The 11963-nt window shown below is 64.5% G+C and carries 12 protein-coding genes and 1 riboswitch; of the genes, 5 read left to right on the top strand and 7 right to left on the bottom strand.

What is annotated here, in order from left to right; genetic code table 11:
* Nucleotides 1-14 precede the first annotated feature (14 nt).
* From kdsB to N911_RS0103600, 3 genes are read left to right on the top strand one after another with little or no spacing between them, the layout of a single operon-like run.
* A complete protein-coding gene (gene kdsB, locus N911_RS0103610; protein WP_029894430.1) occupies nt 15-758 on the top strand; it encodes a 3-deoxy-manno-octulosonate cytidylyltransferase in 744 nt (247 codons plus the stop codon).
* Complete coding sequence (gene carA / locus N911_RS0103605) at nt 758-1888, top strand: glutamine-hydrolyzing carbamoyl-phosphate synthase small subunit (RefSeq protein ID WP_029894428.1); 1131 nt, start codon at nt 758-760, stop codon at nt 1886-1888. Before kdsB ends, carA begins: the two co-directional genes overlap by 1 nt.
* A gap of 40 nt (nt 1889-1928) precedes the next feature.
* The gene (locus tag N911_RS0103600) at nt 1929-2732 is read left to right on the top strand and encodes a tetratricopeptide repeat protein (RefSeq protein ID WP_029894426.1); all 804 of its coding nucleotides are present in this window, start codon (nt 1929-1931) and stop codon (nt 2730-2732) included.
* Between the two features lie 101 nt (nt 2733-2833).
* On the opposite strand, the gene pdxA is transcribed toward N911_RS0103600, so the two are convergent.
* The 7 genes from pdxA to N911_RS0103565 form a co-directional block, all read right to left on the bottom strand.
* Nucleotides 2834-3817 carry a 4-hydroxythreonine-4-phosphate dehydrogenase PdxA gene (gene pdxA / locus N911_RS0103595; RefSeq protein ID WP_029894424.1) on the bottom strand — a complete coding sequence of 328 codons (984 nt, stop codon included), beginning with the start codon at nt 3815-3817 and terminating at the stop codon, nt 2834-2836.
* Nucleotides 3818-5743 (bottom strand): 1,4-alpha-glucan branching protein GlgB, encoded by a 1926-nt coding sequence (gene glgB / locus N911_RS0103590; protein ID WP_029894421.1) that lies wholly within the window; start codon nt 5741-5743, stop codon nt 3818-3820. It lies immediately after the preceding gene.
* 92 nt (nt 5744-5835) lie between these two features.
* On the bottom strand, nt 5836-6144 hold the full coding sequence (locus N911_RS0103585) for an isoamylase early set domain-containing protein (RefSeq protein ID WP_029894419.1): 309 nt from the start codon (nt 6142-6144) through the stop codon (nt 5836-5838).
* Nucleotides 6145-6258: 114 nt separating this feature from the next.
* A complete protein-coding gene (glgA, locus tag N911_RS0103580; protein ID WP_029894417.1) occupies nt 6259-7728 on the bottom strand; it encodes a glycogen synthase GlgA in 1470 nt (489 codons plus the stop codon).
* A 20-nt stretch (nt 7729-7748) separates the two neighbouring features.
* Nucleotides 7749-8159 (bottom strand): NUDIX domain-containing protein, encoded by a 411-nt coding sequence (locus tag N911_RS0103575; protein WP_237559882.1) that lies wholly within the window; start codon nt 8157-8159, stop codon nt 7749-7751.
* Between the two features lie 506 nt (nt 8160-8665).
* A complete protein-coding gene (locus N911_RS0103570) occupies nt 8666-9271 on the bottom strand; it encodes an L-threonylcarbamoyladenylate synthase (RefSeq protein ID WP_029894413.1) in 606 nt (201 codons plus the stop codon).
* Between the two features lie 38 nt (nt 9272-9309).
* Nucleotides 9310-9900, bottom strand: coding sequence for a TrmH family RNA methyltransferase (locus N911_RS0103565; RefSeq protein WP_029894411.1), 591 nt, complete (start codon nt 9898-9900; stop codon nt 9310-9312).
* Nucleotides 9901-9946: 46 nt separating this feature from the next.
* Between N911_RS0103565 and N911_RS0103560 the strand changes: the two genes are divergently transcribed.
* On the top strand, nt 9947-10795 hold the full coding sequence (locus N911_RS0103560) for a sirohydrochlorin cobaltochelatase (protein ID WP_029894409.1): 849 nt from the start codon (nt 9947-9949) through the stop codon (nt 10793-10795).
* Nucleotides 10794-10990, top strand: a riboswitch (cobalamin riboswitch). Its footprint overlaps the gene before it by 2 nt.
* Before the next feature lie 78 nt (nt 10991-11068).
* Nucleotides 11069-11959: a sirohydrochlorin cobaltochelatase gene (locus tag N911_RS0103555; RefSeq protein WP_029894408.1), complete on the top strand. Its 891-nt coding sequence runs from the start codon at nt 11069-11071 to the stop codon at nt 11957-11959.
* The last annotated feature ends 4 nt before the right edge of the window (nt 11960-11963 follow it).

Here is an 11963-nt window from a genome sequence, read left to right as displayed (position 1 = left end):
GGCGACCTCCAGCCATGAAGCCTTCCGTTCCCTGCGTGGCCGTGGTGCCCGCCCGTTTCGCGTCGTCCCGGTTCCCAGGCAAGCCACTGGCGGACATCCTGGGACGCCCCATGTTCTGGCACGTGGCCGATCGCGCCGCGCGGGCGCCGGAACTGTCCAGGGTAGTGGTGGCCACGGACGACGAGCGCATCATGGCCGCAGCGTCCGAACACGGCGTGGAGGCCGTCATGACTTCCCCGGACCACGCCTCGGGCACCGACCGCATCCAGGAGGCGGCCGGTCTGCTGGGGCTTCCCGAGGAAACCGTGGTGGTCAACGTGCAGGGAGACGAACCGGCTCTGAACCCGGCCATGATCTCCGAACTGGTAGCTCCGTTCGCGGATCCGAAGGTGCGGGTCACCACCCTGGCCCACCGGGTCGACCCGGAGCGCGCCAAGTGCCCGGATCAGGTCAAGGTCGTCTGGACAGCCTCGGGGGACGCGATGTATTTTTCCCGCCAGCCCATCCCCCACCACCGCGACGGGGGTGAGGAAATCTACTGGGGGCATGTGGGCATGTACGCCTACCGCCTCCCGGCCCTGGCGCGCTTCACCGCCCTGCCGCCCAGCTATCTGGAGAGGAAGGAGCGGCTGGAGCAGCTTCGTTTTCTGGAGAACGGCATTCCCATCCGCGTGGTGCCCACGCGACACACAAGCCGAGGCGTGGACCGGCCCGAAGACCTGGACGTGGTCCGCCGCCTCATCTCGGAGTCGATCTGATGGAAGCGATCCTGGCCCTTGAGGACGGAACCTGGTTCCGCGGCCGCTCTTTCACCGGCGAGGGGGAGACCTCCGGCGAGGCCATCTTCAACACCGGCATGTCCGGCTACCAGGAAGTGCTCACCGATCCCTCCTACGTGGGGCAAATGGTCTGCATGACCTACCCCCACCAGGGGAACTACGGCGTCAACCTCGACGACGTGGAGTCCGGCCGCATCCGGGTGGAGGCCTTCCTGGTCAAGGAATGCTGCCGCGAGCCCTCCAACTGGCGGGCCACCAGCACCCTTCCCGACTACCTGCGCGACGCGGGGGTCATGGGCGTTGAAGGCATAGACACCCGCGCCCTGACCCGTCACCTGCGCCTCAACGGCGCCATGCGCGGTATCCTTTCCACCCGAGAGCCCGACCCGGCGATCCTCTCCGCCCGGGCCAGGGAAATTCCCTCCATGGAAGGCCTCAACCTGGCCGAAAAGGTTACGCCGCAAACCCCCTACGCCTGGCGTGACGGCCGCCCCGTGGAAGTGGAGCTGAACGCCAACGGCTCCTACGACTGGCCCGGCCCCGGTCCAAGGCTGGTTATCTTCGACTTCGGGGTGAAGTGGAACATCCTCCGCCTCATGGCCGCCCAGGGCTTCGACATGCTCATGGTCCCCTCCTCCTACGACAAGGACAAGGTGGACGCCCTGGCCCCGGACGCGGTATTCCTCTCCCCCGGACCCGGCGACCCGGCCGCGCTGCCGCAAGTCATCGAGAACATCCTTCCCCTGACCGAGGCCTACCCCACCGGCGGCATCTGCCTGGGGCATCAGCTTTTGGGCAGCGCCTTCGGCGGCACCACGTCCAAGCTGAAGTTCGGCCACCACGGCTGCAATCACCCTGTCAAGGACCTGGAAACGGGGCGCATCGAAATCTCCTCCCAAAACCACGGGTTCGTGGTGAACATCGACGGGCTGGACTTTCTGGAAACCACCCACCGCAACCTCAACGACGGCACATTGGAAGGATTCCGCCACAAGAAACTGCCCGTCATCACCCTGCAGTATCATCCGGAAGCGGGCCCAGGTCCGCACGACAGCCGGTTCTTCTTCGGCCGCTTCCGCAGGCTGGTCCGCGAGGCTACTGGAAAATAGCCGACCGAACATGTAGAGTCCGGCCAACCAAGGGGGTTGCATGTCCGCAGAGCTGACCAAGGCCCGCAGCCACATCTCGCGAATCCATTCGCACCTCAAGCAGCAGAAGACCCTGCCCGCGGCCCAGGCGCTGTATGAGGCCCTGCGCATCATCCTCACCTCCCAGCTCATGAAGTCGGAGCGGTCGGAGTTCTCCGATCTCATCGAGCAGGCCATCTACCAGCTCACCCAGGACCCCAATTTCAAGCAGGCCTATCCCCTCAAGCTGGAGTACGAGCCGGGCAAGGAAAAGCAGCTCTACCGCCAGATGGGCGAGGTCATGAAAGAGTTGCAGGCCTCCACCACCGAGGAGGCCCAAGGCCTTCTGGCCATGATGGAGCAGCGCAAGAAGGAAGGTGTGGAAAAGGTCCAGGCCAACCTGGACGCGGGCAAGCACGACGAGGCCAAAAAGCTGGCCGACGATCTCGTCCGCGATTTCAAGGACGACACCGACCTCAAGGCGGACATCGCCGACCGCTTCCTCCAGGCCGGGCTCTACCAAGAGGCCTTCGACTACCTGGACGAAGCCCTGCGCAACGACCCCGAGGCGGTGCATCTGTACAACCGCATCGGCATCGTCCTGCGCAAGATGAAGGATTTCGACACGGCCGAGCGCTACTACCGCAAGGCGCTCGAATGCTGCAAGCACGACGAGTATCTCTACTTCAACATCGGCCGCCTCTACTACGACTGGCAGAAATGGCACGAAATGGCCGACATGGCCAAGCGGGCGTTGAAACTCAACCCTGAGTTCACCCAGGCCAAAAAGATGTTGCAGTTCGCCCACAAGAAGCTGGGCAACTAGCCTCTCGGTCCCGCATCCAGGCCAAGCGAAGAAGCCCCGGCGCATGCTGCATGCGCCGGGGCTTCTTCGCTGCGGGCTTCGCTCGGCGCGGCCCGAAACAATCAGCTGAGCCGTGTGTTCCGGTCACACATGCGCAAGGCGGCATCCACCGCCGCTCGCAGGCCGCCGGTATCGGCATTGCCCGTGCCCACCAGGTCGAACCCCGTGCCGTGGTCGGGAGAGGTACGCACGAAAGGCAGGCCAAGGGTGGCATTGACCGCTTCGCCGAAGTGAACCAGCTTCAGCGGTCCCAGCCCTTGGTCGTGGTACATGGCCAAAACTGCTGCGAACTCGCCGTCCAACGCGCGTCGGAAAATGGTATCCGCCGGGAACGGCCCCTGGGCGTCGATACCCTCGGCCACGGCGCTTTCAACCGCCGGGGCAACCACTTCCAGATCCTCCCGGCCGATGGCTCCGCCCTCCCCAGCGTGGGGATTGAGGCCGCAGACGGCTATGGGCCCTTCCGCGCCAAGGCCGCGCACCGCCTCGGCCAGCAGGCGCAGGCAACGCAGCACCCGTTCGCGCGTGACCAGGGAGGGCACATCCCGCAGGGGGGGATGGGTGGTCACCAATCCCACCCGCAGTCTCGGCCCGGCCAGCATCATGCACACGTCCTCAGGTTCCAGTCCGGCTGCCCGGGCCAGAAACTCGGTGTGGCCGGGAAAGGGAAACCCGGCCGCCTGGAGCATGGCCTTGTGCAGTGGGCACGTGACCAGGGCGCGGCCGCGTCCGGCCAACATTAAACGGGCGGCCTCCTCCAGGGCCAAGCCGGCGGCCAAACCGCCTTCACGCGTGGCCCGACCCGGCGTCGGGTCGAGGTCGGCGCACCCCTGGGGCACTAGCAACCCGACGCCTTCGTCGATCTCCTCCGGGCTGTCCACCTCCCGCCAAAAGGAAGGAATGCCCAGTTCCTCAGCCATCCGCCGCAATGACTTGGGCGGCCCGATGAGGCAAACAGGGGCATCCACCCCCGGGACCACACGGCAAATAAGTTCAGGCCCCAGGCCCGCCGGGTCGCCCTGGGTAATCAAGAGCGGCCGGGTCATCTATTCTCCGGCTTTCCAGGTATCCGGCTTGAAGCACATGGCCGCAAGCGGCGGCAGGGTCAGATCCAGGTAGTGGGACCAGCCTTCCGGGTCGGGATTCTCTTTGGCCGTGGCTCCCAAGTAGTTGCCCACGTTGGAGCCGCCATAGATGGAGGCGTCGGAGTTGAATATCTCCCGCCAATGTCCCGGGCCGGGGCAGCCCACGCGGTAGGTGTCGCGCACCACGGGGGTGAAGTTGAATACCCACAGCAAAGGATTGCCGCGCGTGTCCTTGCGCAGAAAACTGATGACCGAGGCTTGGTAGTCGCTGATGTCCACCCAGGAGAAGCCCTGCCACTCGAAGTCTATCTCGTGCATGGGCGGCTCCTCGCGCAGAAGGCGGTTAAGGTCGCGCAGCACATCGGCAAGCCCCTGATGAGCGGGAAAATCGTAGAGGATCCAGTCAAGCTGGCTTTCGCTGTCCCACTCGTTCCACTGGCCGAACTCCTGGCCCATGAAAATCAGCTTCTTGCCGGGGTGGGCCCACATGTAGCTGAAGAAGAGCCGCTGGTTGGCGAATTGCTGCCAAGTGTCGCCCGGCATCTTGGATAGCAGCGCGCCCTTGCCGTGAACCACCTCGTCGTGGCTGATGGGCAGAACGAAGTTCTCCGTGAAGGCGTAGAGCATGGAGAAAGTGATCATGTCCTGGTGGTAGGCTCGGTACAGAGACTCCTTCTGGAAATAGGACAGCATGTCGTGCATCCAGCCCATGTTCCATTTGAAGGTGAAGCCCAGCCCCCCCGTGTAGGTGGGGCGGGAGACGCCCGGCCAAGCGGTCGATTCCTCCGCGATCATGCTTACGCCGGGAAACTGGTCGTGCACCACGGTATTTAGCTGGCGCAAAAACTCCACAGCCTCGATATTCTCGTTGCCGCCGTGGACGTTGGGCTCCCACTCGCCCTCCTCGCGGGAGTAGTCCAAGTAGAGCATGGAGGCCACGGCGTCGATGCGCAGGCCGTCGAAATGGAACTCCTTGAGCCAGTACAGGGCGTTGGACAGAAGGAAGTTGCGCACCTCGTGGCGGCCGTAATTGAAGATGTAGGTCCCCCAGTCCGGGTGCTCGCCCTTGCGAGGATCCTGGTGCTCGTACAGGGCGGTGCCGTCGAAGCGGCCCAGGCACCACTCGTCCTTGGGGAAATGTCCTGGAACCCAGTCCAGGATGCAGCCGATGCCCTCCTGGTGGCAGCGATCCACAAGATACTTGAGGTCCTCCGGGCGTCCGTAGCGCGAGGTGGGGGCGTAGAGGTGGGACGTCTGGTAGCCCCAGGACTGATCCAGGGGGTGCTCCGCCAAAGGCATGAACTGCAAATGGGTGAAGCCCAGGTCCTTGAGATAGGGAATGAGGCGGTCGGCCAGTTCGCGGTAGTTGAGGAAAGAGCCGTATTCGTCCCCAGCCCACTGCCAGGAGGCGGGATGGATCTCGTAGATGGAGATGGGCTTGTCAAAGGGCAGCCCGGTTTCCCGGCGGGCATCCATCCACTCCTGGTCCCCCCACTGGTGGTTTTCCAGCGGCCACAGCTTGGCGGCGTTTCCGGGCCGGAGTTCGGTGTGGAAAGCGCAAGGGTCGGTCTTGAGCACCGTGTTGCCCCAGTGCCCGTGCACGGCGTACTTGTAATTCTCGCCCTGCCCGAGCCCGGCGATGAAACCGGCCCAGATGCCGGATACGCCGACAGGATGGAGCTTGTGCTCCCCCGCGTTCCAGCCGTTGAAATCCCCCAACACGGAGACGCCCTGGGCGTTGGGCGCCCAGACAGCGAAACGCCAGCCGCTCTCACCATCCTGCTCCGCGGGATGCGCGCCGAGAATGCGGTAGACGTCCCAATGCTCGCCACGCCCGAAGAGGTAGAGGTCGAAAGGGGGGATGTCCACGGGAAGGGTCCCGTTCATGGCGTCCTACCTGAATGTTGCATTGAAAAGGCAGAGGGAGGCCGCGCGGGCACCGCCGCGAAGCCCCTTCGCGCGAACCACCCAACCACCGGTCAGATGCTGACTACCGAGTTCTCGCAGTTGCCGAAGGGGCTGAACTCGTAGCGGTCGGCGGCCCAGTCGTTCTCCCAGTCGCGTCCGTCGACCAGGTAGCGGAAATGGTAGTCCTTGCCGGCTTCCAGGTCCAGGGAGCGGGTGAAGGAGCCGTCCTTGAGCTTGCGCATGGGGGTGGCGTCCAGTTTCCAGTCATTGAATTCGCCGACCAGAAAAACCTTCTTGGCTCCCTGGGCGGCCTCCGGGGGCAGAGTGAAGGTGACCTTGCAGACGGGCTTGCTCTTGAGAAACTTCTTTTTCAAAGCCACGAAGATTTCCTCCTCGCTGGTGAAAAACCGCAGGAAACTGACAATTCCACGGTATCTGCATATCCGATGAGCGGAAGCGGCGCAAGGGGGATGTGGCGATTGGCGGGACAATCCTCAGGACAGCGCGCCCATGTCCCTGTATAGTTCCAGATATCCCTCGGCAGAACGGTCCCAGGAAAAATCCTGCGTCATGGCCCGGTGCACGATCTCCGCCCATGCCTCGCGGTTTTCCCAGACTTCGACCGCCTCGCGGACGGCCTGAAGAAAGAGGTTCGGTTCGGGTTCTGCAAATGTGAAACCCGTGGCGTAGTCGCTGGGATAGGGCGCAATGGTGTCGCGCAGGCCTCCGACCGCCGTGGCCACTGGCGGGGTTCCGTAACGCAGGGCATACATCTGGGTCAGGCCGCAGGGCTCGTAGCGAGACGGCATGAGAAAAATGTCGCAGCCCGCCTGGATGCGGTGGGCCAACTCCTCTGTGTAGCCGATTATGGCCGCCAGCTGGCCCTGATAGTCCTCCATCAGCTCCAAAAGCCGGGCCTCGGTCTCCAGATTTCCCTCGCCCAGGACGACCACGCCCACGTTGAGGTTCATCAATTGCGGCAGGATATCCAACAGCAGGTCGATGCCCTTCTGCTGCCGCAGGCGCCCGATGAACCCCAGAACGGGGCGGTCTTCGAGCATGTCTGAAAGGTAGTACTCGCGCAGCAGCTTCTTCTTGCACCACATCTTGCCTGTCATGCGCTCGGTGGAATAGCAGGACGGCAGATAGGTGTCCTTGCGCGGGTCCCAAATCTGGTAGTCCGACCCGTTGAGGATGCCGCGCAAGCTATCCGCGCGTTTGCTCAAGATGCCTTCCAGGCCGCAGCCGAAGCGTGGAGTGAGGATCTCCTCCGCGTAGGAGGGGCTGACCGTGGTGATGTAGTCCGCCGAGGTAATGCCGGCCTTGAGCATGTTGAAGTCGCCGTAGAACTCGCAACCGTCCACGCTCCAGAACTCGGAGGGCAGCCCTGACTCCCAGAACAGCCGCTCGGAAAACCGGCCCTGGAAGGCCAGGTTGTGTATGGACATGACCGTTTTGGTGTCGGCGAAGAAGGGGTCTGTGCGGCGCAGGTAGTTGAGGTAGACGCAGACCAGGGCGGACTGCCAGTCGTTGGCGTTGACCACGCGCGGCGAGTGCCCCATTTGCTTGAGCCAGGAAACGCATGCCCGGCAGAAGAAGTTGAAGCGCTCGCAGTTGTCGAAATAATCGCCCTTGTAAGTGTTGTAGTAGCTGCGGCGGTCGAAATACTCGTCGCGTCCGATGAAGTAGACGTCCACTCCCCGGTATTCGGTGTAGTAGACCTCGGCGGTGATGGGCGGCCAGGGGTAGCCCACGTGGCAGTCGGAGGAAACGAGCCTGGGCGCGAACTCGTCCGCCTTCATGCGCCCGTACATGGGTGTCATCACGGCCACCCGCAGCCCTCGCGCGGCCAGAGTGGTGGGCAACGCGCCCAGCACGTCGGCCAGACCGCCCGTCTTGGAGAAGGGAAACATCTCCGACGTAATAAAGACGACGTCCGGCCTGTCGTCCCGCGTGGCAGCCATCTCCCCTCCTCGTCAACGCCCTAGGGGTTGTAACGGCCCAGTCCGGCCGCGAAATCGGATACGATGCGTCCGTGGTCGAAGGCCAGTTCCGGCAGCCCGTCCAATGGGAAAAACCCCGCCGATCTGGCGTCGTCCCCGCCGCTGACCTCTTCCGGATTGGCCGCCACACCGGTGAATACCACGCTCATGGTGTGCATGCGGGGGTCGCGGTCAGGGGCGGAATACACGCCCAGCAGACCGGTCAGCGTTACGCGCAGTCCGGTTTCCTCCAGAACCTCGCGCACCGCCGCGCGCTCCACGTTTTCGCCGTAGTCCACGAATCCGCCTGGCAAAGCCCAGCCCAACGGCTCGTTGCGCCGTTCCACCAGGACCACGCCACGCACGGGATCAAATATGACCACGTCAACGGTGGGGTAGGGGTTACGCGGCATACCGCAAGCGGGACAGGTTTGGTGGCTCATGCGGTTCTCGTCTTTCTCCTGAAGGGCCGCCCCGGAGAACCGAGTGCGGCCAGCCTTTCAAGGCTAGACCAATCGGTGTTTGGTGACAAGACCGGGCGAATGTTCACGATCGCGCGGCGAAACGGAACCGGTTCAAATCTTTTGCCAGGCATCGGCCACAGCGGAGACGAAGCGCGGGCGGGGTACCGAGGGCGGGGACACCGCGGCGGCCGGGGAAGTTCAAAAAGAAACCGCTCGTCTGGATTCACCAGGCGAGCGGTTTCCGGCAAAAAAAGGAAGGAAGGTATCTTGTTTAATGCAACCCTTGGGCCATCATGGCCGCTCGAGCCGAAGAAGAATATAAGAGCATGAAATAAATGATAATCCACATGGAACCAGTGTCGTTTCGCCTCACAGACCGGCCGCCAAAGGGTAAAAAAAGTTATACCAACCAATCCACAAGGGCGGGATGACGGGCAAGGCGGGTACAAAAGTTTTTACGACATGTGCAGGGTAAACCCGGCGTCCCGCAGTTTGGCCAGGGACACCGCCCCCTCGCGGATGACGGCGAGTTCGTCCGTGCCCAGGCACTTGACCACGGTGGATGGCAGGCCGCCGCCGGGCCAGGGTTTCTCCCGCAGGGTAGCGGCAACGCTTTCGTTGAGCATCGGGTCGATTTCCGAGGGACGGGCCGCAGCCGGGCCGCCGGAAATGTTGGCGCTGGTGGAAATCAGGGGACCACCGGTCTGGATGCACAGCTTGGCGGCCAGGGGGTGGGCGGTGAGCCGCAGGGAGGTGAAGCCGCTGGGATCGCGCACCTCGCTCGGCAGACGTCTTCCCGTGGGCACCAGAATGGACAGGGGGCCGGGCCAGAACTCCCTGGTGAGCTTGGCGAAGGCCTTGGAAAACCAGCCCGTGACCATGGAAAGCTGGTCCATGTGCCCGATGATGATGGGCAGGGGCTTGGTGGCTGGACGGGCCTTGAGTTCGATGACACGCCGCGCCCCTTCGGCGTTGAAGGCGCTACACCCCAGGGCGTAGAGCGTCTCCGTGGGGTAGATGACGAGTTTGCCGTCCCGTATGGCTTGCACGGCTTTCTGCATTCCCCTTCCCTATCACAGCCCCTGGCGGCCGGAAATCCTTACTTTCCGCTCCACTCGGCAAACCGCCTCTCCAGCTCCTCTGCGGAAAGGCGCGGCTGGTCGTAGAGCCCGGCCCGGCTGCGCTGCCTCCACGCCTCGTACAAGACGAGAGCGGCGGCCACTGACACGTTTAAACTCTGCACCATGCCCACCATGGGCACGTAAAGCACGCCATCGGCCAACTTGAGAATATCCTCCTTGACCCCGTCGTGCTCGTTGCCCAGCACGACGGCGGTGGGCCGGACCAGATCCCAGTCCGGCAAAGGTCTGGACTCCGGGGTAAAACCGGTGGCCAGCACATTGAATCCCCGCCCGTGTAGTTCCTCCACCATGGCGGAGGAGTCGGAGTGGCGCCGGCGGCGGACCCACTTCTTGGCCGAGGCCGAGGATTTGGCCCCAATGTCGGGAAAAGCGGAGGTGGTGTAGTGCAATTGCACCTCGTCCACTCCGAAGGCGTCGCAGGAACGCAGTACGGCCGAAACGTTGTGCGGGTCCCAAATGTTGTCCATGACCAGGGTCAGGTCGGGCTGCCGCCTGGCCAGAACCTCGCGGATGCGCTGCGCGCGGCGTTCGGTGATGGGGCGTGGCATGGGCGGTTGCTCTACCCCAAACCCGCCCGGCAGGCAAGGCGGCGACTTGACAGCGGCCCTTCCCGCCAGTACCGACTCCGGCACCATCATGCCCCACACCGCCATTCTCCTCGCCCCCCACGGAACCGCCGTGGCCGACGCCAGGCTCGGTTTCGAGCGGCTGGCCCGCGACGCGCGCGCCGCCCATCCCGAAGCGCGCGTCCTGCTCACTCCCACCTCCCGGAAAGTGCGCGTCAAGATGCTCGCACGGGGCGAGGACGCCCCTTCCCCGGTGGACGTATTGCGCGGCTTGGCGAAAGACGGTGTGCAGCGGCTGGTCATCCAGTCGCTGCACACGCTGGCCGCCTCGGAATACGAATCCATCCTGGCCGCCAGGGACGAGCTGCTGCGGGAATTTCCGGGCCTGCGGGCGGCCGTGGGGCGTCCGCTGCTGGCCACGGCCGACGACGTGCGGGCGGCGGCCGAGGCCTCCCTCTCCTACGCTCCCGCTGACCGAACCCCGGACGAGGCCGTGGTCTTCGTGGCCCACGGGGCGAGCCACGCGGCCGACGGCCTGCTGGACGAGCTGTTCGCGGAATTGGCCCGGCGCGACCCGCTGCTCCTCGGCGGCCGGCTGGAGGGCTCCCCCTCGGCCGGGAATATCGCCCGGACCCTGCGCCAAAAAGGCGTGCGCAGGGCGCACCTGTTGCCTTTCATGTGCGTGGGCGGCTACCACGTCCAGGTGGACGTGGCCTCGGACTCCCCGCAGTCCTGGTCCAGCATCTTCCGCCGGGAGGGGCTGACTCCGCTGCCGCGCATCACCGGCACATCGGAACACCCCCCCTTCCGCACCCTGTGGCTGGACCATCTCAAGGAGGCCATGGCCTCCCTTGACACCCGGCAGTCCGCCGACTAAACATCCCATCATCCCAGACGCGCCCACGCGCTGCCAAAGGGAATCCGGTGCGAATCCGGAGCGGTCCTCGCCGCTGTGATCCCGGCCCCGCCGCTTGCGGGGAAAAGGCCCTTCCACATCGCCACTGCCTCCGGGCGGGAAGGCGGAAGCCAGCCCCGGGTAAGCCAGAAGACCTGTCTGGGAACCAATCGCAGTCCGTCAGCCGGCAACGGGGCAATTGCCGGCCGCGACGCATCAATTTCCCATCTTGCCCCGGAAACACATGGAGGCTCCATGCTGTTCCGGACCCGTTCCTTCCTTTTTATCCTAGCGGCCCTGCTTTGCCTTGCCGCCCACCCGGCCCAAGCGGGCCACGGCCATGATCGGCCCGACAAGACCGGCATCCTGCTGGTGGCCTTCGGCACATCCATCCCCGAAGCCCAGACCGTCTTCGACACCATCGACCAGCGGGTGAGGAACGCGCACCCCGGGACACCGGTGCGCTGGGCCTTCACCTCCTCCATCATCCGCGACAAGATTGAACGCACCCAGGGCGAGAATCTGGATTCCGTGCAGCAAGCCCTGGCGGACATGGCGGACCAGGGATTCACCCGCGTGGCGGTGCAGTCCCTGCACACCATCCCCGGGCAGGAGTTCCACGACCTGCGCGCCACCATCGGGGCCTTCGACGGCCTGCCCGGCGGCCTGGAGGATGTGAGCCTGGGCATGCCCCTGCTGTCCTCCGACAGCGACCTGCGCCGTGTAGCCGACGCCCTGCTGGCCAACCTGCCCGGTGAACGCTCCGGTTCGGAGGCGGCGGTATTCATGGGGCACGGCACCCACCACCCCGCCAACGTCTACTACCCCGGCCTGCAATACTACTTGTGGGAGAGGGATCCCCTGGCCTTCGTGGGCGTGGTCGAGGGCGCCCCTCCGCTTAACGAAGTCGAGACCAAACTGGCCGAACGCGGCGTTGAACGCGTCTGGCTGCTTCCCTTCATGTCCGTGGCCGGCGACCACGCCCGCAACGACATGGCCGGTGACGAGCCCGGCTCCTGGAAGAGCGTGCTACGCGACAAGGGCTATGAAGTGGAGGTCGTGCTTACAGGCACCGCCGCCTACGACCAAGTGGTAAACGTCTGGCTCGACCACCTGCACACCGCGCTGGAGCGGCTGCCCAGGTAAAGCC

Source organism: Desulfohalovibrio reitneri (assembly GCF_000711295.1).
Classification (GTDB): Bacteria; Desulfobacterota; Desulfovibrionia; order Desulfovibrionales; family Desulfovibrionaceae; genus Desulfohalovibrio; species Desulfohalovibrio reitneri.
Note: the sequence above shows the minus strand (reverse complement) of the source record. Positions and strands in the feature narration are given on the sequence as shown.